Here is a 20361-nt window from a genome sequence, read left to right as displayed (position 1 = left end):
TCGTGATCCACACCCGACGGCAGAATTCGTCGCACCCTCCAGGCTGGGAATCAGGCGTTTTCCGCGTCGATTAGTTTCTGGCCGACTTCGCCTACGGCCTGTTGCGCCTCCGCTGAGTCGACATCGTTGAACAGCGCCATCACCTGCTCGGGGCTGGGATGCACATACAACTCGACCTGGATGTTGTCAGGGTCGCGAAAGACGACAAGAGGGCCGAGTGGAGTCTCTTTGATGCCTGAATGCGCGACACCCATCTCGTCCAGATGGGTTAGCCAGCGCAGCATTTCGTCGCGATCGGCAACCTCGAATGAGATGTGGTCAAGCCCGATGCATCGCTCGTCGAATACGCTGGTCAGCGGTTCGTCATGTGTCTTGACCGAAACAACCACACCGGTTGGGTGAACCAAATCCCGGTTCTGATAGGTCTCGCCGCCTCCACGATGAACAGGTGTGAATCCCATAATGTCGTGCCACCAGGCGGCTGCTCGATCAAGATCTGTCACCGTCAACTCAACATGCGAGATACCCTTCAACGCTGGCATGAGGGTGTGTCCTTGCTCCTCGAAGCGCACTCATTGTCGTGTGCATTGCGCCATGTCGACCGGATGGTTACGACTACGGGTCGACAGGCCGGTGGTAGGGGCCAGCACGTTCTCAGGCCAAGATTACGCGGCACCATCGGCACCGGTGTGTGAATGGATACCGCGGTCGTGGGAGTTATGGAAGCAATTCGAATTCTTGCCAGCCAGCGAACCGAGTTTCGAGACTCCACTATCCTGCGGTTGCCGCCGCCTTGGACGATGTCCTGGGCGCCTGCACGGGCAACGGGGAGCGTTGATCGGCCGCCCGCGTTTCGATCATGCACCCCGACGATGTGCCGGTAAAAACACGATCCGGCCCGACGAGGGGCATGTCTATGACTACGAGTGGGAAACCGGCCCGAATCCGTATGGCTTCACGAGTTCGGTGCGGGTGGCCGGCGATCCGAATGCGGTGATTCCACCGCAATCGGTGGACGATCATCGAAGCGCGATCCGCAACTTTCTCGACCTGATCAACCCGGAGATCGGCTACATCGGCGACTGAGTCGAGCCTCGGGGGATCAGCAGGCCTCGGACGTCGTCAAACACTGGTGCCATGAAAGCCGGCCGACACGAGTGGGAGATCTCGGACGTCGTCGAGGACGTCTCGCCGGCCGACTGGATTCTGGCGGCGATCCGGTCGTTCGGGGCGGGTATCGGAGCTTTGGTGCCGCCGGTGTTCGCGGCACACAGCAGGCTGCTCCACCCCGCGTACGGCGTGCGCGAACGAACAGGGCTGCAGGTCACAATCACTCGTCCGGTGGAGGACGGTCGCCGAACATACGCGCGCGGTCATCCACCCCAACCGTGGAGTGGGGTTCGGTCCTCGAAGCCGGCATCCGCAACGGCCGTGGCGACGGAAGTGGAGTCGTGTGGGCGACTTCGCCCGACACCGGCCAGCTCGACCCGCACGATTTGCCGGTCGCTGCCGACATCCTCGCCATGCAGACCTCATGTCCGGACGACTGCTGGTTCAGGTTCTGGGAAGGGCTGGGATTCAACGACATAGACGTCGACGGTCCTCGGATGGCCTTGCCCGAGCGCCATCACGTTCTCTTCCACGGAGCCGTGGCCGACGCGGTCACCCGATTCCAAGGCTTCGCGCCGAGCATCTGGTGGCCCGCCGACCGGGCATGGTTCGTCGCCACGGATGTCGACCTCATGTCGACCTATGTCGGCTCCACCACCGAATGCGCGAGCCTGCTCCGCGATTCGGGAGAACTCGAGGCAATCGAAACCAGCGCGGACCGCACCACGTGGTGGGACAGCGACACCATCAACCCCCTTCCGCCGGAGCCGATCTGACGGTCAGAACCGTCCGGCGTCAGTCATAAGCGGCACGGCCACAAAGTCGCTCTCACGGTGGCAAATTGGATCCCGGGTGGATCAGAACGCCTCGACGAATCGGTACCAGTCGCCGGCGACATGCTCATATCCGATGTCCCCGTCGTGGCGAGGTTCGCCGGGTACGGGGCGGCGCCCGGTATGTGCGTGACGCCAAGGAATCGATCAGCCCGCCGCGGGTGTGTCGGATTCGGTGCGTGTTCTGGGATCTCGATGCATGGGGACGTGGGTGGTGGCGCAACTAGAATGCGCGAGTGTCCGTGTTGCGAGCAGTCTGGTGGGCGTTGGCCGCGGTCGCGGTGGCTCTGACCGTGTGGGACGGTAGTTCACCCATATCGGATGTGGATATGTCGTGCCGCAAGACCGGCGTGTTGGACCTCGACGGCGCTCCGGCTTCGGCACAGTGCGACGACTCGATAGTGCACGTGGTGGGCGTGTGGCCGCTGGTCTGGCTCGGGCTACTCGTGGCGATCCCACCGGTGGTCGCGGCGCTCGCAATGCGGCGATGGGTGTCCTGGCTGGCCGTCGCTGCGCTGGCAGGGTTGGCGTTCGTTGGAATGGGGAACTGGTCGACATTCTGGGGCTTGCTACTGAAGGCGGTCCCGCTGACAGCCATCGCAGTGATCGTCGCCATCGTCCAGCAGACGCGGCACCCGGCAGGAACGGGTAGTCGGATGGGTTGAGTTGCTGCTATAGGGCGCGGCTGCTCGTCGCACGACAGTGACCTCGCGGACCTCCTGGAGGGGATGCTCGCCATCGTTGCGGGCGCGGCGATCGTGCGGGTGATCGTGTTGCACATCCGGCTACGGCGCGTGTTCGCCGTCGACCGCCGCTCCCCGCCGGGCGGTCATCGGCTTTCGGTGGGTGCCGGCGATACCGGCCGCGGTGACGGAGTACGCGCGGTCGGGTGTCACCAGCGCTCGGCGATGGCGCCCCGGCACCCCGGGGGCGAGGCGGCCAGCCGCATGCGAGGTGTTCCATCCGAGGGCGCAGGTCAGTTCACGTGGCGCACCGACTCATTGAAGGCGAGTATCGCGTATCGAGCAGCGTTGAGTGGTGCGGGCCTGCTGCCCGGCCGCGGGCACGTGGTCGGTGCCGGTGGACCGGATGGCGCGGGCGGGACAGCCCCGGCCCGGGGCGGTCACCGGGGGAGCACGAATCTCGGTGTCGGAACCCGGACGTTCTGGTAGACGAAGTAAGGGGAGCTCGCGCTGACGCACGCGATGTGGACGTCCTGACCGGCGAACCACAGGGTCCAGATCGGCTGCGCGCCGCCGACGATGACTTCGTCACGCAGACCGCTGTACGGCGTCGGCCCGACGGTTCCGAGCAGGCAGGTCCACGTTTCGCCGGCTGGTGCCGCCAGCACGATTTGTTCGCCGCTCGGCGTAATCGATGGGGACGCGGTTGCTGTTGCATTTCCGCCGACCGCGAGGGCAGCGGCGATGAGGCTCGCGTATCCGATCGTCCTCGATCTCATGTTCGGTTCTTCTCCGTTGGGTTTCCGGACGGTTCGTATCGGTCGCGACTGGAATCGGTCGCGAACGACAGCGTGTTACGGGGTCGTCGAATCGCAGTGCGCGGAGTGGCAGGCAACATCGGGCTCGTCCGGCCACCCCGTGAAACTTGCCGGTGCTCGAAACGTGCTGGCGCACCGACTCGTTGACACCGCTTGGGTGCGCCGGCGACGTATCGGCGCGGTCGGCTGGGTCGGCGGCGTTCGGAGTCGGCACGCGCCTAAATGGCGTGCTCGCGGGCCCGCGGCGCGTTCGGACGCGCGCGGCGCGGACGAAGGGCGTCGGTTACTTCACTGCCGCGGCATCGAGGGCCGCACCGAGCGTCGTATGAATCGTGAGACGCTTGTCGAGGCCGACTAAACGCAGCGGTCGCCCGACGACAGGTCCGTCTGCGACGACGGCGAATCTAGCGAATCGGCCGATCTGTTCGTGCGTGGCGATGAGTACCGTCATGCCCGTCGAAGCGAGGAACTCCACCCCGGTTAGGTCCACCATGACCGCGGCCGGTCGGTTCTCGAGCGAATTCTGGATCGCGTCGGTGAGCAACCAGATTGTCCTGCCATGTCACGGCGATTTCGACCCCGTTCGCGGCGATCCCCGGCTCGGCACTTCCGGCCGAGTCATCTCCGCTCTGAGATTCCGCCACCGCTCACCACCTGTTCAACCAGCCCACGTGCTGCAGCGCGCGGACTGGCACGTCGGACGACGACCTGCTCATACTCCGGTTCCTTTGAAGAGGGACAACGATGAGACAAGGACCCGCCGGGTTCGCCCCGGGCCAGACTCGTTCCGCCTCCACACCGATCACGACGGTGTGGAGGCAAGCGAACGGTCGCCTCACTTTTCGATATCGAAGAACGAATCGCCGTCCTCGGGTGTGCCATCGATCTGTCCGTCTGTGCGGCCGTGCACAGTCGGGTCCAGCCGATCGATTGCGTCGTTGGACTGCAACTGGATCGACTCATCGTCGGTGTCCATGTCGGGGTCGATGGCGTCGGCGTCAGTGGGGTCGATGTCGTCGGGTCCGACGTCGGGGACCTCGGCGGCCAGTCGCTCGTCGAGGGTTTCGTTCTCTTCGGCGTCGATCCACTGCTCGGGCGGATCGACAACCGTGTCGCCGTCGTCGTTGCGGACCTCGTCGGAATCGAGTTGCTCCGCTGGCGTCAGTGGGTTGTCGTCGGGGACGTCACGTGCCATGCACACCATTGTCGACGATCGCAGGCACACCCGGCGCTAATCCCGACGACGTGCACCGGCGGGGCGAACCCCACTTTCTCCTCCCGCCTGCGTTCACGGTGCGGCGCGGTCTCCCCCGAGGCAAAGTTCAGGGTGGAAATCCGGTGCTTCCCCGATGTGTAGGAATGCTCGGGCGCACAACACTGGCAGGCATGACAACCTATGAAAATGGTGGCGTGAAGCGCCTGACCCGCTCGAGTTCCGACAAAATGCTGGCCGGTGTCTGCGGTGGCCTCGCGGAGTACACCGGCTGGGACATCGCACTGATCCGCTTGGCGCTCGTCGCGGCGACCGTCTTCAGCGGCGGCGCGGCCATCATTGCCTATCTGGCCGCGATCGTGATCATGCCGGCGCAGTGAGACGCATCCTCCGCCGGCGATCGCTCCTCGGACAAGGCGGAGCATCCCCCCGCCGGTCGGTGGTTCAGGTGAGCGCGGTCGTCGCGGCGTCGAGGCGGTCGCGGGCGGCGCGGCATTCGCGACCGAGGACGCACATCTGCTCAAACAGTTCGCCCTCCCTGGCTGTTTCGGCGACCTGGGTCAGGCGCGCGCCGGCGATCGAGTAGCCGCGGCGATAGGACTGGGACAGGATGGCGAGGGCGTAGTGGCTCGCGTCATGGGCGCGAGCGTCGCCGATCGCCACATCGAGTAGAGCTCGCCGGAGGTAGTCGCTGCGGGTGCCGGCGTCGCGCTGCAGTTGTCGGCGGTGCGGGTCCGCAGCTTTCTGCGAGCGAGCCAACTCTCGGCGTAGTCGCGCAGCATCACCGACGAGGCCGCTGCCGTGCCCCAGGGTGCCCATCTCGATCTCGCGCTGCCGGTCGGCCAGCCACCTTCGGCCCGGCCTTGGGAGGTGTACGTCATGGGCGCGGTGTACAGCCGCCCATCCGGCCCGAGGTAGCTCGCCTGGTACTTGCCGTTGGGCAGCTTGCGGAGCCGACCGAACTGGCGGCGAGAGCGACTGGTCATGGTGTTCCTCCGTGCGAGCTACTTGCAATAGGGCGTGCAATTCCGTGCAAGAGAATCCTGTCGGAGCACCACAGCGGACCCGTGAATAACCATGAATAACAGGGCATTTGGGCTGGCCGGGGGAGTGCGTCGAACACGACGCTAACAGATTCAAGTCCTGTCAGCCCGACAACGAATCGTTTCGCCTGGTCAGGAGCTATTTGTGAGGAGAGATCAGAGGTTGAGCGGAAGTCCGGCGGTCTGGGACGCAGCGGGACGTCGAGAGCGTTTTCCCAGTTCAGAGGCTCTTTCTTGCGAATCAATTGTGGTTAATTCGGAGGGCGCACCGGTATTCTAGCCGTAGGTCTTCCGGTGAAAAGCGTTGTGGCGCAAGTGGTCCACAACGGGTCCACAGCGGGATTTCGCGCCGCCGGCGGCAGCCGTTCGCTGGTAAACCCCGCCCGAACAACTTGATCGGGTCGGCGCGCCGCCGGTCCGCGCCGATGCCGAGAGTCCCGCGAACGCGACTTCGGGCGTCGGCCAACCCAAGGGCAGAGTTGGAGCCGCTTCTTTCGCTCGCGCGGATATGGATGGCCCCTGGCGTTCAGCTCTGGAATGGAGCGAAGCGGCTCGGGGGTGCGACTCCAAGGCGCGGCGACGGTGGCATCGAGGTCGTCGGTGCGAGGTCTGGGCGTATCGGGGGTTAGCTTCCGGGGCGACGGGTGCACCAGACGCCTTCGTCGGGTTTGGCTGATGAATCCGGGGTGATGTCCGAGCAGTCGACTGGTTGGTTCGGGGATTCGGTTTGATCGGCTAGTCGTGGGCACAGGTGTGTGATCGCGAAGTGGACGCGGTAGGTGAATATTGGTTTGTCCGTGTCGGACAGACCCGTCGCGTAGTCCCGTAGCGAGCGGGTTCCTTGTCTGCGATGGTGTTGCAGTCGGTGTGACCGGTTTCGACGAGTTGGCCTCGTGTTTCGCGGATGGGTGTGGAGGTTCTCACGCCGTCGAAGCCGGTGAGTCCGGGGAGTCCGCAGACGGCACGCGCGTAGGCGGCGTCGGCGCCGGGTTGTATGTGGGCTTCGATGCCGTCCTTCCACACCGATCGCCGGTATTCGGCGATCGCGCTCTGCCGGGCTGCGGTATTGGTGGAGGGTTCCCGTTGGAGTCGGTGCATGACTGCCTCGTCGATGGTGAGGTTCGGTAGATCGTCGTCGATGCAGGGCACATCGGCGCGGAGTGCGATGTTGCTCGGTACTTGGCTGAACAGTGCAACGGCAGGGGTCGATGCGTTGGTCGGGGCCGGGGCCGGGGCCGGGGTCGCGTCGCTGGTGGAGTCGGAGGTCGTGCTCGACCCGCCGCAACCGGTCAGAATGGCCCCAACGGCTGCCACCAGAATCGGCGCTGTACCGCGAAGCATGCCTGCGTGGAAGGGGCGGGGCAGCAACATTGTTCAGTTCTCCTCGAAGAATTGCCCGGCGAAGTTTTGGCACTCGGTCCTTACCGACCTGAAGAATCGGGGCGTCAGGGACATCTTTTTCGTCGTCTGCGACGGCGTGAAAGGGTTGCCCGATCGTCGAGGCGCCGGCGTGTGCCGCGCCCTGCAGCGCATTGGCACCGATCCCGCCGATGCCCATCACGATGACGGTGTCACCGGGGCGCACGGGTGCGGAGTTCACCGCACCCCCAACCCTTCGGTACTCCCCAGCTGAGCAGGGCTGCCTGCTCGAGTGGCACCGACTTGTCTATCTTGACCACCGAAGCCGTTGATGCCGTGGTGTATTCGCTGAATGTGGAGACTCCGCGCTGCTGGCCGACGGGTTACCGTCGAGGTGCATGCGGAAGCTAGTGGGATCCTCCGCACGGGCACCGGTCAACAGCGAAGCGCCGAGGTCGCACAGGTTCGACAGTCCGCGGGCGCAGAACTCGTATCGACCGCAGGCGGGGGACTGTCCCCTGGTTTGCGGGGTTTCGCCCAGGTCGAGTTCGGGTGCGGTGGCCTGCGAAGTCGCCACCGAGGTTCGGGCGGCCTGTGAGGGGACCGAGGCCGAGCCCGTGGTGTGGAGACACCACGGGCTCGGCACGCGCAGTTATTGATTGCGGCTGGTTTCGGCGGCTCGAAGCTGGTTCTTGAGCGCCAGAAGCACCAGCGCAGCGGCGAGCATGACCGCTCCGACTACCCAGAGTCCAGCGCGGGAGTTGCCGGTGAGGTCGAGTAGCCATCCCGTCATGTACGGCGCTGCCAGGCCGGCGGTGGCGCCCACGGTGTTGACCAGTGCAATGCCGGCCGCCGCGCCTGCTCCGGTGAGGAAGGAGGACGGCAGGTACCAGAAGACCGGGAATGCGGCGAAGATCCCGACGGCCGTGATCGAGATGACGACCATCGCCGCCATCGGTGAGTGCATATAGAGCGCCACCGGGATGCTCACCGCGGCGAGAAGCATGGGGAAAAATACATGCCAGACTCTTTCATTCTTGCGGTCGGAATGCCGCGACCAGAAGAACATGGCGATGGCGCCGGCGGTGAACGGCACGGCGACTATCAGTCCGGTCTCGAAGACGGAGAAACTGGTGTCGAAGGTCTCGGCGAAACCGGCGACGATGGTGGGGAGGAAGAAGGACAGAGCGAAGAGGCCGTATCCCAATCCGAAGTAGATGACACCCAACGCCCACACCTTGGGGTCGCGCAGGCTCTGCCGGGCCGAGCCGTGACCCTCCGGCGTTCCGGCTTGTTCGCCGGTCATGGTGGTATCGAGCCACTCCCGTTCGGGGGTGGTGAGCCACTGAGCCTGGCGGGGCCGGTCCGTCAGGTAGAACCACGCGACGATGCCGAGCAGGACGGTGGGGATTCCCTGCACGAGGAACAAGACCTGCCAGCCGGCCAGGCCGAGGAACCCGTCCGCGTATTGGACGATGGCGCCGGAGAGGGGGGCACCCAATGCCTGGGAGATGGGGAGGGCGAGCATGAAGATGCCGGTGAGGCGGACACGCATCGCGCGGGGGAACCACCACGTCAGGTACAGGATGACGCCGGGGAAGAAGCCCGCCTCGGCGATGCCGAGCGCGATTCGGGCGATGTAGAGCCACGTGGCGCTGGGCACAAAGGCCATCAGTGCGGAGACCAGTCCCCAGCTCACCATGATCCGGGCGATCCACCGGCGGGCGCCGAAGCGGTTCAGAGCGAGATTGCTGGGCACTTCGAACAAGACGTATCCGATGAAGAAGAGCCCGCTGGCGAGTCCGTACATCGTGTCGGTGAGCCCGAGGTCCTCGCTCATCGTCAGCTTCGCGAAGCCGATGTTGGTGCGGTCGAGGTAGTTCAAGAAGTACGCGAGCGCGAGGAACGGGATGAGCCGGAGCGCTACCTTGCGCATCACTCGGTCTTGCATCGTGGTGTCGTCCGGCACCGAGGGTGACTTTCGAACGTTGGAAATCATGGGGAGCAACCTCCTAATGGGTGTCCTCGCATAAGCGGTCTCGGAGCGCCGATCGGCTGCGGCCGCGTCCTGGAATTCCCCCCTCGTGCGGGAAGATGGCCGGCCCCTCACCGGGTTACAGGGCCACAGTCGCAAGACGCCACGACCTTTCAACGGGTGGCGACTACTTGTGACCCGCGAGCGAGGCCGTAGACGCGGTCACGGGTGACCAGAACGCCCGTAGAGATTCAGGCGGTTTCGGTGATCGGGCGATCGACCCAGCTCATCAGGTCGCGCAGCTTCTTGCCGGTGACCTCGATCGGGTGCTCGGCGTTCTCCTTGCGCAGATCCTCGAGTTCGGTGTTGCCGTTCTCGACGTTGGCAACGAGGCGCTTGGTGAACTCACCGGACTGGATGTCGGCCAGGATCGCCTTCATCCGCTCCTTGGTGCCGGTGTCGATGACGCGCGGTCCCGACAGGTAGCCACCGAACTCGGCGGTGTCGGAAACCGAGTAGTTCATCCGGGCGATGCCGCCCTCGTACATGAGGTCGACGATGAGCTTGAGCTCGTGCAGCACCTCGAAGTAGGCCATCTCGGGCGCGTAGCCGGCCTCGACCATGACCTCGAAACCGGTCTTGACCAGTTCCTCGGTGCCGCCGCAGAGCACGGCCTGCTCGCCGAACAGGTCGGTCTCGGTCTCTTCCTTGAAGGTGGTCTCGAGGACGCCGGCGCGGGTGCCGCCGATGGCTTTGGCGTAGGACAGCGCGAGCGCCTGGCCCTCACCCTTCGGGTCCTGGTCGATGGCGATGAGCGCGGGAACGCCCTTGCCGTCGACGAACTGACGACGCACCAGATGGCCGGGGCCCTTGGGGGCGACCATGCCGACGGTGACGAACTCCGGAGCCTTGATCAGGTCGAAGTGGATGTTGAGGCCATGGCCGAAGAACAGCGCGTCGCCGTCCTTCAGGTTCGGCTCGATCTCGTTCGTGAAGATGCTCGCCTGCGCCGTGTCCGGGGCGAGCACCATGATCACGTCGGCCCACTCGGAAACCTCCGCGGGGGTACCGACGGCCAGGCCCTGCTCCTCGGCCTTCGCCCGCGACTTCGAGCCCTCCTTCAGGCCGATACGCACATCGACGCCCGAATCGCGCAGGCTCAGCGAGTGCGCGTGACCCTGGCTGCCGTAGCCGATCACAGCGACCTTACGGCCCTGAATGATCGACAGGTCGGCATCGTCGTCGTAGAACATCTCGACCGTCAAATTTCCTTCATTGGTGAGCACGTTGCTGCTTTCTCTTCTTCATATCTGGTGGATCGGTTCGATGGTCAGGCCTCGCGCGTGGACCTTGTGGGTCTGCACGCTGCCGTTAACTGAATTGCCGTGCCGTGCTGCGGGTGTGACGTACGGCTGGTGCTGCTGATCGGCGGTTCCGCGTCAGACGCTGAGCATTCCGGCCGCCATGAATCCGCCGTCGACGGGAACGACGTGGCCGTTGATATAAGCCGCGTCGTCCGAGGCGAGGAAGCTGACGGCGGCGGCGATCTCGTCCGGTTGGCCGTACCGCTGAGCCGGCACCAGCTGGTTGTAGGCCGCGCGGGTCGCGGCGGTGTGGACCGCCTGGGCCTGCGGCGTTTCAATCGGCCCGGGAGCGACGGCATTGGCGGTGATGCCGTGGGGCGCCAGCTCGATCGCCATCTGGCGGGTCAGTCCGATGAGGCCTGCTTTGGTGGTTCCGTAGGCGGTGCGACCCGCGCCGGCACGCATACCGCTGATCGAGGCGATGTTGATGATGCGTCCCCATCGCTGTTCGAGCATCAGTCGCGCAGCATGCTGACCGCAGCGGAACGCGCCGGTGAGATTGACGTTCAGGCTCGCCTGCCAGTAGTCGTCCGGGCAATCGACGAACGAGTGGATCTTGGCGAACCCGGCGTTGTTGACCAGAATGTCGCAGCGCCCGTACGTTTCGGAGACCCACTTGAACGCCGCCTCGATCGAGGCCCGGTCACCGACGTCCATCGCCAGAGCGTCCGCACTCATTCCGCGGTCCTTCATATCGGCTGCGAGAGCGCTGGCACTCTCCTGATTCAGGTCGGTGAGAACCACATGTCGACCTGCCTGACCGAGCCGCTCTGCGATGGCGGCACCGATCCCGGCACCCGCACCGGTGACCAGTGCGACGCGGTTGTCCTTCATCTCGGTCTCCTCGGATTGTGATGTGGGGGAGTGTCGGTGGGCCCTGCCGTGTCGGGTCCCCGGTGAGGTCAACGGCCGGTTGTGACCGGAGCGGGTTCCAGGTCGGCATCGGTGTGCTGCCCGGACAGTTCTGCATCACCGCTGGCCCCCGTGCCACGGGAGTCGAGAATCTTCACGATCAGGGCGGCGATGATGACCCCGACCCCGATGATCCAGAATCCCGATGCGGTGTTGCCGGCGGTGGCGACGAGGCCGATGAGAAGCGGGCCGACCAGTCCGCCGAAGTTGCCACACAGGTTGACGAAACCAACCGAGGCCCCGGCCTGGTTGCGGGGAACGATCTGCATCACCCAGGTCCACCAGAGTGCGAGGGCTGCGTAGATGGAGCCGGCGGCGACGACGAGCATCGCGAAACTGAAGACCGCTCCGAACTGCACGAAATGTTGGACGATCATCGCTGTGCCGCTGATCGCGATGGGCAGTGCGATGAACGAACCGAGTGAGCGGCCACTGGCGACGGCACGCTTGGTGACCAGATAGAGAGCGGCGGTGCCGACGAGGAACGGGATGGCCGTCAAGAGTCCGACGAGGAACGATCCTCGTCCGGTGAGATCGCCGATGACGGTTGGCAGCCACAGGGTCAGTGCGTAGATGCCCATGACCCAGAAGAAGTAGATCAACGCCAGCAACCACACCACCGGCCGCATGAACACCTGCAGCAGGGTCGATTCGTCGGTGGTCTCCACGGTGCGGGTGGCGATGATGTAGTCGCGTTCCTCCGCGCTCAGCCGCGGGTGGTTTTCCGGCTTCTCCGTGGCCGAGAAGTGCAGCCAGATCGCGACGAGGATGGCGGGAACGGCTTGGATGATGAACATCGCGCGCCAGCTGGTGACCTCGATCAGCCACCCGGACAGCGGTGCCATCACCGCCGAGGACAGCGGCACGGTGTACATCGTCAAGGCGACGGCGATGCCGCGTTCACGGGAGGGGAACCAGCTGATGAACATGACGGCGAAGGCCGGGAAGATGGCGCCCTCGGCGAGCCCGAGGACCATGCGCGCTGCCATCAGGACCGGCAGGTTGTGGACGACACCGGTCACTGCTGCGGACAGTCCGATGATCACCATGCACGCCACGATGATGTTCTTGGCGTGCCCCTTGCCGGCCCAGGCGCCGGCGGGCAATCCGCTGAGCACATAGCCCCAGAAGAAGGCCGAGAACACCAGGCCCATCGCCGCCGCGCTCAACTGCAGTTCACTGGCCATGTGGGGGGAGGCGACACTGATGTTGGTGCGGTCCATGAAGCAGATGAAGTAGGTCACGAACAGCGGGATACCGATTCGTGCCCACCGAACCTGTCGGATGTCGATTCGGGGTGGGCGTTCGGCCGCGGACGTCGGAGTCATTGCGGGTCCTGTCTTTCGTCCTGATCGAGTGGCCGGAGGAAGGGCTTGCTAGCGGGTTCTGCACCGCCCTCCTTACCGAGGAGGCCAATGAGCGTGATCTGAGTCACGATCTGGTGCGACTGTGTTCCCCGCAAGGCTGCGACGTCAAGCGAGCACCCGAAACCGCAGGAAATCGGTCCACATTATGAAATTGTTGACCGAGATCCAGGTCACCTTTTACAGTCGATTGCAAGCCGGGATGCCGAACTGCATTCCAAACCCGCGAAACGCCCGTCCGGGAGGATTCCATAATGCGGAACGATTCCACCGAATCGGTGTCGGCCCGCGCCGGCCGGGACGCGCTTCCGGGTTCGCAGAGTGTGCGCCGCGCCCTCGATCTGCTGTCGATGGTGGCGGGCTGGGATCGTGTGGGCGGGCTATCCCTGGCGGAGTTGGCCTCGGAGAGTGGGCTCAGTAAGCCGACGGTGCATCGATTGCTGTCGGAGCTGGTGAGCACCGGCTATCTCGAGCAGGCCGAGGACCGTCGGTACCTGCTCGGTCCGGAGGCGTACACCGTCGGAAATGCCGCCGAACGGCGGCACGGACTGCAGCAGCAGGCCCTGGCCTCGGTGGTGCGGCTCGCGCAGGTGTCCGAGGACGCGGCCTTCATCTCGGTGCGCCGCGGCACTCACTCGGTGTGCGTCCACCGGGAGGAGGGAACGTGGCCGATCCGCAGTCACGTTCTGCAGGCCGGCGACCGGTACCCGCTCGGCGTCGGCGCGCACGGCATGGCCTTGCTCGCTGCCCTGCCTCCGCAGGTCGCCTCCAGTGTGATGGCGGCCAATGCACCCGAACTGGCCCAGCGGTATCCCGACCTGACGCCCGACCGGTTGCTCGAGCAAGCCGAGCGCACCCGCCGGCGCGGGGGCATCGCGGTCAACGAGGGCATGGTCGTACCCGAATCGTGGGCGATCGGGATCGCCGTTCTCGACTCCCATGGCGAACCCGCGCTCGCGCTGAGCATCGCGGCCATCAGCTCCCGGATGGGACCGGACCGACAAGCGCGTCTGGCGATCCTGCTCAAGGAGGAAGCCGCCCGGCTCGCCCCAACCCTGCGCACCGAATCATCAGCCCTGTAACCACAACCACCGCGGCCACCTGCCCCTGTCGCCGCGACACCGATATCGGAGAAAACATGACTTCTCGCACTTCCATCACCGGGTGGGGACACTCGAAATTCGGCAGACTGAACGAACCTGACATCACCGCCCTGATCGGTTCCGTCGTTCCCGAAGCCCTCACCCACGCTCAGTTGGAGCCCAGTGAAGTCGACGGCATCTTCGTCGGCGTCTACAACAACGGCTTCTCCGACCAGGACTTTCAGGCGTCCCTGGTGTCGCTGTCGATGCCCGAGTTCCAGCACACTCCCGCGATGCGCGTCGAGAATGCCTGTGGCACAGGAAGTGCCGCAGTTTACGCCGCATGCGACTTCATCGACTCCGGCCGCGGCGACGTCGCGTTGGTCATCGGTGCCGAGAAGATGACCGCAGTCGATACCCCTCGCGCCGGGGAGATCCTGCTCTCCGGCTGCTACCGGCCCGAAGAATCGAACGTCACAGGCGGATTCGCCGGTGTCTTCGCCGGAATCGCCCGCGCCTACGCCGAACGCTACGGAGATCCGAGCGCGGCAATGGCCGCCATCGCCGCCAAGAATCACCACAATGGCATGAGCAACCCGTACGCCCAGCTGCACAAGGACCTCAGCTTCGACTTCTGCAACACCGTCTCCGACAAGAACCCCTATGTGGCGGAGCCGTTGCGGCGCACGGACTGCTCCCTGCTCTCCGACGGCGCAGTGGCGCTGGTGATCACCAGCGCCGACCGCGCCCAGGCCGCACCGCGCCGGGTGGCCTTCCGCGCCCGCGCCCACGCCAACGACTTCCTCCCGCTCTCGCGCCGCGACCCGATCGAGTTCGCCGGCGCCCGCCTGGCCTGGAATCGGGCACTCGAGCACGCGGCGACCTCGACCGTCGACCTCGATTTCATCGAAACCCACGACTGCTTCACCATCGCCGAACTGATCCAGTACGAAGTGTTCGGGCTGGCAGAACGCGGCCGCGGCCACGAGGTGGTCGACGAGGGACTCGCCCTGCCCGACGGCAAGCTCCCCATCAACCGCTCCGGCGGCCTGAAAGCCAAGGGCCATCCGATCGGGGCCACCGGGGTGTCGATGCACGCGATCGCGGCCATGCAGCTCACCGCCGAAGCCGGCACCTTCCAACTCCCCACCGCAGACCTCGGAGGCGTATTCAACATGGGTGGTACCGCCGTCACCAACTACGCCTCCATCCTGGAAAGGTGGTGACCAGCGTGTCCGCCCTCGAGACCAGCACCGCACCGCAGCGCACCACCAACCTGGCCACCCTGCTCACCCAGGCCGCCGCCCGGCTCTCGGACCGGCCCGCCGTCATCCGCGGGGACGACACCTGGACGTGGGCCCAGCTCGACGACCGGGTCAGCGCCCTGGCCGCCGCGATGCGCGGCCATGGACTCACCGCCGGATCGGTGGTGCTGCTCCACAGCCCCAACTGCATGGACACGCTCACCGTCTTGTTCGCCACCTGGCGGCTCGGGGCGGTCATCGTCCCCACCAACTGCAAGCTGGTACCCGACGACGTGGCCCCCCTCGCCGACCTCGTCACACCGGACCTGGTGATCTGCCATGACACCTGCGCCCCCCACGCCGAAGCGCTGAACGGATACGAAACCTGGGCGATCGGCGACGACCGCGACGCCGCCCGGTTCGGCAGCGCCCACGTCGCGGAACTGATCGACAAGCACCTCCCCGACGCGGTCGGCGTCGACGCACCGGTCCATGTCGGAACTCCGGCCTGGTACTTCTTCACCTCAGGGACCAGCGGGCGACCGAAAGCCGCGGTGCTCACCCACGATCAGATGGCGTTCGTGGTCACCAACCACCTGTGCGATCTGATGCCGCAGCTCACCGACCGCGACGCCACCCTCGTGCTGGCACCGCTCTCGCACGGCGCCGGGGTGCACGCCCTGACCCACGTCGCCCGCGGAGCGGCGATCGTGCTGACCGGCAGCGACTCCCTCGACGCCGGTGAGGCCTGGCAGCTGATCGAGCGGCACGCGGTCTCGACCATGTTCACCGTCCCGACCATCCTCAACAAGCTGGTCCAGGCCGCCGACGGTCACGATCCCGCACGCAGCAGTCTGCGCTACGTCGTCTATGCGGGCGCCCCGATGTCCTCACGGGACCAGCGGATCGCCCTCGAGGTCCTCGGCAAAGTGCTGGTTCAGTACTACGGCCTGTGTGAGGTCACCGGCAACATCACCGTCCTGCCACCCGAATTGCACGGCACGACACCGGAACCGGACGGCATCGGGACTGCGGGCTACGCCCGCACCGGCATGACGATCAGCATCCAGGACGACGACGGCCGCGAACTGGCCGCCGGTGAGCGGGGCGAGATCTGCGTATGCGGGCCGGCCGTATTCGCCGGCTACCTCGACAACCCCGAGGCGAACCGAAAAGCCTTCCGCGACGGCTGGTTCCGCACCGGTGACCTCGGCTACCTCGACGCGTCCGGACTGCTGTACATCACCGGGCGGGCCTCGGACATGTTCATCTCCGGTGGCTCCAACATCGACCCCCGGGAAGTGGAAGAAAAGCTGCTCAAGCATCCCGACGTGGTCGCCGCCGGTGTCGTCGGCGCTCCCGACCCCACCTGGGGAGAGGTCGGCTACGCCCTCTGCGTGCTGCGGCCGGGCTCGACCCTGACCACCGACGAGCTACTCACCTGGTCCCGATCGAACATGGCCCGCTACAAGGTGCCCAAGCGGATCGAATTCGCACCCACCCTGCCCACCTCCGGCTACGGAAAGGTCACCACCACCCTGCTGAAGAACGAATTCTTCCAGTTGGGGCTGTGGCCGAGCGAGGTCGGCTCGTGACCGTCCCCGACATCTCCCTGCTCCCGGAGGTGCCGCGACTCGAGCACCCGGGCCCGCCCGCATCCCAGCGGGTGGACGCCTATCCGGCGACCCTCCACCACATCGACACCGAACTCCCCGCAGGTCAGGCGCTGCTCCCCGCCCTGCACGACGCGGTATTCGCACGCGGATTCACCAGTGCCTTCGGGGAATTGCGCGGAGGGACATTCCAAGCCTTCGACTACTACATCCCCTCGATCTGCCACGCCGGTACCAGCGTGGCGACCTTCAGCGAACCCCGGCGGGGCCAGGGCCCCGCGACCTTCGTCCGCGGCGGGGTGACCATCGGAAAGCGTGACGGCGAGATCTTCGCGCACTGCCATGCCCAATTCGTCGGCGCCGACGGGGTCATGCGTGCCGGGCACCTGATACCGGACTCGGTGCTCCTCGGCGCCGGTGTCCTGGCCGATCTCTACGCCACCGACGACGTCGTCATGACGGTGACCCCGGACCCGGAGATCAACTTCCCGGTGTTCCAACCAGAACCGGCGCAGAACCACACCACGACACACGCGGGCGGGCTGCGTTCGGTGGTGGCCCGGATCCACCCCAACGTCGACATCGTCGCCGCCGTCGAGGACCTCGCCGAGACCCACGGGTTCGACAACGCGGTCGTGCGCGGCAAGATCGGGTCCTTCATCGGCGCCACCCTCACCCAGGGCACACAGGTCATCACCGCACCTGGGCCGGCCACCGAAGTGATGTACCTCGACGGGGCGATCACACGAGACAGCGACGGCCGGGCACGGGCAGAGCTGTCCTGCGCCGCCGTCGCGATCGACGGCAACGTGTACACCGGGTCGCTGGTACGCGGCCACAACCCGGTCGCCATGACCTTCGAACTCGCTCTCTCCGAACCAGTTAGGACCCCACAGTGACCGACGATCTCGGCCTCACCACCCCGGCGAAGAGCACCCCTGCCACCTCACTCGACGGGAAGATCGCCCTCGTGTTCGGTGCGGGCACCGCTCCCGACGGGTGGAGTAACGGCGGTGCCATCGCCCTGACCTATGCCCGCGCCGGCGCCACCGTCATCTGCGGGGACATCGACATCGCGGCAGCGACCCGCACCGCGGACTGCATCACCGCGGACGGCGGCGACGCCACCGACCTCCAAGTCGACATCACGACCGAAGACTCCGTGGCTGCCGCCGTCTCCACCGTGATCGACCGGTATCACCGTGTCGACATCGTGCACAACAATGTCGGCGTGACACAGATGGGAAGCCCCGTCGACCTCACCACCGAGCAATGGCGACGCGCCCTCGACATCAACCTCACCGGAGTCTTCCACTCCCTCAAATACGTGCTGCCGCATATGCGCGCGGCCAAATCCGGGTCGATCATCAACACCTCGTCCCTGGCCGCGATACGGCACACCGGACTGCCCTACAGCTCCTACTACGCCACCAAGGCCGCGGTCAACCACCTGACCGCCACCTCCGCGGTCGACGAAGCGCCCCACGGCATCCGCATCAACGCCATCATGCCCGGCGTCATCGACAGTCCACTGATTTACCGCCAGATCGCCGGCCAGTACGCCAGCGTCGAGGACATGGTCGCCGCGCGCAATGCGGTCGCTCCCATCGGCCGGATGGGCACCGTCTGGGAGATCGCCAACGCCGCCCGCTTCCTCGCCAGCGACGACGCCAGCTACATCACCGGAGTCTGCCTGGCAGTGGACGGCGGGCTCGGATCGCGGTGCATGGCATGACCGGCACCCTGCAGTCCACCGCACCGTCCCCTGCTGTGCTCGCTGCCCTACCGGCGGCCTGCACCACCACCGACCCCGCCGTCCTCGACGCCTACTCCCGCGATCAGGCGAGCTGGGCACCCCACGGCACCCCCGTGGCGTTGGTTCGACCCACCACCGCGGACGAGGTACAGCAGACCGTCCGCGCCTGCTACGACCGCCACGTTCCCGTCGTCGCCCGCGGCGCCGGCACCGGCCTGGCCGGTGCTGCGAACGCCGTCGACGGTGCCGTCGTCATCTCCTTCGAGAAGATGAACCGCATCAAGAAGATCGACACCCTCGAACGCTATGCCGTCGTCGAACCGGGCGTCGTCAACGACGACCTGCGCGCCGCCTGCGCCGCCGAAGGGCTCTGGTACCCGCCCGATCCCGCCAGTTCCCCGTGGTCCACCCTCGGCGGCAACGTCGCCACCAACGCCGGCGGCCTGTGCTGCGTCAAATACGGCGTCACCCGTGACTACGTGCTCGCCCTCGACATCGTCACCGGAACCGGGGAGCGGACCCAGGTCGGCCGCAGGACGGCCAAGGGCGTCGCCGGATACGACCTCGTCGGATTGCTCACCGGATCCGAGGGCACCCTCGCCCTGGCCACCGAGATCACCGTGCGTCTGCGCCCCCTCCAGACGCCGCCAACCACCATCATCGGTTCCTTCGACTCCACCGTCGATGCCGGCAACGCGGTCCGCGCCGTTGCCCGCGCCGGACTCACCCCCGCCGCCCTCGAACTCATGGACCGCCACTGCCTCGAGGCCATCGACCGATGGAAGCGGATGGACCTGTCCACCGACGCCAACGTCCTGCTCCTCGCCCGCACCGACACCCCGGGGGACAGCGGCATCGAGGAAGCCGGCGCCATCGTGCAATGCTTCACCGACTCCGGCGCGACCTGGGCGACGCGATCGAGCGATCCCGACGAAGCCGAGGCGCTGTTCGCCGCCCGCAAACTGGCCTACCCCGCGGTCGAACGCCTCGGAAACGTCCTCACCGAAGACGTGTGCGTCCCCAAAGACCAACTGCCGGCCATGCTCGCCGCAGTAGCGGAGATCGCCCACCGCAACGACACCTACGTCGCGACGATCGCCCACGCCGGCGACGGCAACCTCCACCCCCTCATCGTCACCACCCCCGGCGATGCCGACCAGGAAACCCGTGCGCGGCGCGCGTTCGAGGAAATCATGGACGTCGCACTCGACCTCGGCGGCACCATCACCGGCGAGCACGGCATCGGCACCCTCAAAATAGCCGGACTCGCACGGGAACTGCCGCCCGCCGTCCAGCAGATGCAGACCGCCATCAAGAACGCCCTCGATCCGCGCGGCATCCTCAATCCTGGAAAGGTGTTGCCGTGACAGCCTTCGTCAGCATCAACGGGCACGAGCCGACCATCGCGGCGACCGCATGGGTGGCACCAAACGCCACCCTCATCGGTGATACACACATCGGCGACGAATCCGGTGTCTGGTACAACGCAGTGGTCCGCGCCGACGCGGACCGCATCACCATCGGGGCGCGGACCAACATCCAGGACGGGTGCGTCCTCCACACTGATCCGGGAAGTCCGTTGAGCATCGGCTCCGGGGTGTCGGTCGGACACAACGCGGTACTGCACGGCTGCACGATCGACGACGACGTTCTGATCGGCATGGGTGCGATCGTCATGAACAACGCCAGAATCGGTAGCGGAACCATCATCGCCGCCGGTGCCCTGGTATCCGAAGGTGTTGTCATCGAACCGAACTCTCTGGTGGCAGGCATTCCCGGCAAGGTTCGGCGCAGCTGCACCGAAGACGAGCTCGACCAGGTGCGCCGTAATGCCGACAACTACGTCAAGAGGTTGACCCACTACCGCTGAACCGGTGCACGTACGGCCCCGGTGTCCGCGGGCGGCGGGGCGGTACGCGCCACCTCGGTCGTTGCCGTCGTCGAACCGATCCGGGGAAGGGGAGCGCTGACCAGTACGAACCCGGTAGATCC

At 65.9% G+C, this 20361-nt stretch carries 20 protein-coding genes and 2 pseudogenes; 12 read left to right on the top strand and 10 right to left on the bottom strand.

What is annotated here, in order from left to right; all coding sequences use genetic code 11:
- Positions 1–50 precede the first annotated feature (50 nt).
- Positions 51–542 carry a VOC family protein gene (locus OG921_RS04390; protein ID WP_266111168.1) on the bottom strand — a complete coding sequence of 164 codons (492 nt, stop codon included), beginning with the start codon at positions 540–542 and terminating at the stop codon, positions 51–53.
- Positions 543–687: 145 nt separating this feature from the next.
- Between OG921_RS04390 and OG921_RS04385 the strand changes: the two genes are divergently transcribed.
- The 3 genes from OG921_RS04385 (at position 688) to OG921_RS04375 (ending at position 2608) form a co-directional block, all read left to right on the top strand.
- Entirely contained in the window at positions 688–1086 is a 399-nt protein-coding gene (locus OG921_RS04385) for a hypothetical protein (RefSeq protein WP_266111167.1), read from the top strand.
- A gap of 302 nt (positions 1087–1388) precedes the next feature.
- A complete protein-coding gene (locus OG921_RS04380; RefSeq protein WP_266111166.1) occupies positions 1389–1886 on the top strand; it encodes a hypothetical protein in 498 nt (165 codons plus the stop codon).
- Positions 1887–2179: 293 nt separating this feature from the next.
- Complete coding sequence (locus OG921_RS04375; protein ID WP_266111165.1) at positions 2180–2608, top strand: ABC transporter permease; 429 nt, start codon at positions 2180–2182, stop codon at positions 2606–2608.
- Positions 2609–3066: 458 nt separating this feature from the next.
- Here OG921_RS04375 and OG921_RS04370 read toward each other — a convergent pair whose 3' ends face one another.
- The 3 genes from OG921_RS04370 to OG921_RS04360 form a co-directional block, all read right to left on the bottom strand.
- The gene (locus tag OG921_RS04370) at positions 3067–3405 is read right to left on the bottom strand and encodes a hypothetical protein (protein WP_266111164.1); all 339 of its coding nucleotides are present in this window, start codon (positions 3403–3405) and stop codon (positions 3067–3069) included.
- Between the two features lie 322 nt (positions 3406–3727).
- The gene (locus OG921_RS04365) at positions 3728–3988 is read right to left on the bottom strand and encodes an STAS domain-containing protein (protein ID WP_266111163.1); all 261 of its coding nucleotides are present in this window, start codon (positions 3986–3988) and stop codon (positions 3728–3730) included.
- 291 nt (positions 3989–4279) lie between these two features.
- Positions 4280–4639: a hypothetical protein gene (locus tag OG921_RS04360; RefSeq protein WP_266111162.1), complete on the bottom strand. Its 360-nt coding sequence runs from the start codon at positions 4637–4639 to the stop codon at positions 4280–4282.
- A 191-nt stretch (positions 4640–4830) separates the two neighbouring features.
- Between OG921_RS04360 and OG921_RS04355 the strand changes: the two genes are divergently transcribed.
- Positions 4831–5037: a PspC domain-containing protein gene (locus OG921_RS04355; protein ID WP_266111161.1), complete on the top strand. Its 207-nt coding sequence runs from the start codon at positions 4831–4833 to the stop codon at positions 5035–5037.
- 64 nt (positions 5038–5101) lie between these two features.
- On the opposite strand, the gene OG921_RS04350 is transcribed toward OG921_RS04355, so the two are convergent.
- On the bottom strand, positions 5102–5476 hold the full coding sequence (locus OG921_RS04350) for a hypothetical protein (protein WP_266111160.1): 375 nt from the start codon (positions 5474–5476) through the stop codon (positions 5102–5104).
- Between the two features lie 1623 nt (positions 5477–7099).
- Here OG921_RS04350 and OG921_RS04345 point away from each other — a divergent pair.
- Positions 7100–7195, top strand: a pseudogene (locus OG921_RS04345) (transposase); the annotation flags it as partial.
- A gap of 3 nt (positions 7196–7198) precedes the next feature.
- Here OG921_RS04345 and OG921_RS04340 read toward each other — a convergent pair.
- From OG921_RS04340 to OG921_RS04320, 5 genes and pseudogenes are all read right to left on the bottom strand, one after another.
- Positions 7199–7564: pseudogene (locus OG921_RS04340) on the bottom strand (alcohol dehydrogenase); the annotation flags it as partial.
- 147 nt (positions 7565–7711) lie between these two features.
- On the bottom strand, positions 7712–9058 hold the full coding sequence (locus tag OG921_RS04335) for an MFS transporter (RefSeq protein WP_266111159.1): 1347 nt from the start codon (positions 9056–9058) through the stop codon (positions 7712–7714).
- A 227-nt stretch (positions 9059–9285) separates the two neighbouring features.
- On the bottom strand, positions 9286–10287 hold the full coding sequence (ilvC, locus tag OG921_RS04330; protein WP_266111609.1) for a ketol-acid reductoisomerase: 1002 nt from the start codon (positions 10285–10287) through the stop codon (positions 9286–9288).
- A gap of 186 nt (positions 10288–10473) precedes the next feature.
- Positions 10474–11232, bottom strand: a complete 759-nt coding sequence (locus tag OG921_RS04325; protein WP_266111158.1) for an SDR family NAD(P)-dependent oxidoreductase — start codon at positions 11230–11232, stop codon at positions 10474–10476.
- 68 nt (positions 11233–11300) lie between these two features.
- Complete coding sequence (locus OG921_RS04320; protein ID WP_266111157.1) at positions 11301–12638, bottom strand: MFS transporter; 1338 nt, start codon at positions 12636–12638, stop codon at positions 11301–11303.
- A gap of 290 nt (positions 12639–12928) precedes the next feature.
- On the opposite strand from OG921_RS04320, the gene OG921_RS04315 reads away from it, so the two are divergent.
- From OG921_RS04315 to OG921_RS04285, 7 genes are read left to right on the top strand one after another with little or no spacing between them, the layout of a single operon-like run.
- The gene (locus OG921_RS04315; RefSeq protein ID WP_266111156.1) at positions 12929–13756 is read left to right on the top strand and encodes an IclR family transcriptional regulator; all 828 of its coding nucleotides are present in this window, start codon (positions 12929–12931) and stop codon (positions 13754–13756) included.
- Positions 13757–13812: 56 nt separating this feature from the next.
- Positions 13813–14982, top strand: a complete 1170-nt coding sequence (locus OG921_RS04310; protein ID WP_266111155.1) for an acetyl-CoA acetyltransferase — start codon at positions 13813–13815, stop codon at positions 14980–14982.
- Between the two features lie 5 nt (positions 14983–14987).
- A complete protein-coding gene (locus OG921_RS04305) occupies positions 14988–16595 on the top strand; it encodes an AMP-binding protein (protein ID WP_266111154.1) in 1608 nt (535 codons plus the stop codon).
- Positions 16592–17512 carry a DUF296 domain-containing protein gene (locus tag OG921_RS04300; protein ID WP_266111153.1) on the top strand — a complete coding sequence of 307 codons (921 nt, stop codon included), beginning with the start codon at positions 16592–16594 and terminating at the stop codon, positions 17510–17512. Before OG921_RS04305 ends, OG921_RS04300 begins: the two co-directional genes overlap by 4 nt.
- The gene (locus tag OG921_RS04295; protein WP_266111152.1) at positions 17509–18348 is read left to right on the top strand and encodes an SDR family NAD(P)-dependent oxidoreductase; all 840 of its coding nucleotides are present in this window, start codon (positions 17509–17511) and stop codon (positions 18346–18348) included. Before OG921_RS04300 ends, OG921_RS04295 begins: the two co-directional genes overlap by 4 nt.
- Entirely contained in the window at positions 18345–19736 is a 1392-nt protein-coding gene (locus OG921_RS04290) for an FAD-binding oxidoreductase (protein WP_266111151.1), read from the top strand. Before OG921_RS04295 ends, OG921_RS04290 begins: the two co-directional genes overlap by 4 nt.
- Positions 19733–20239 (top strand): gamma carbonic anhydrase family protein, encoded by a 507-nt coding sequence (locus OG921_RS04285; RefSeq protein ID WP_266111150.1) that lies wholly within the window; start codon positions 19733–19735, stop codon positions 20237–20239. The genes OG921_RS04290 and OG921_RS04285 overlap by 4 nt, the downstream gene beginning before the upstream one ends.
- Positions 20240–20361: the final 122 nt, after the last annotated feature.

The organism is Aldersonia sp. NBC_00410, assembly GCF_026342035.1.
In the GTDB taxonomy this organism is placed as follows: Bacteria; Actinomycetota; Actinomycetes; order Mycobacteriales; family Mycobacteriaceae; genus Aldersonia.
Note: the sequence above shows the minus strand (reverse complement) of the source record. Positions and strands in the feature narration are given on the sequence as shown.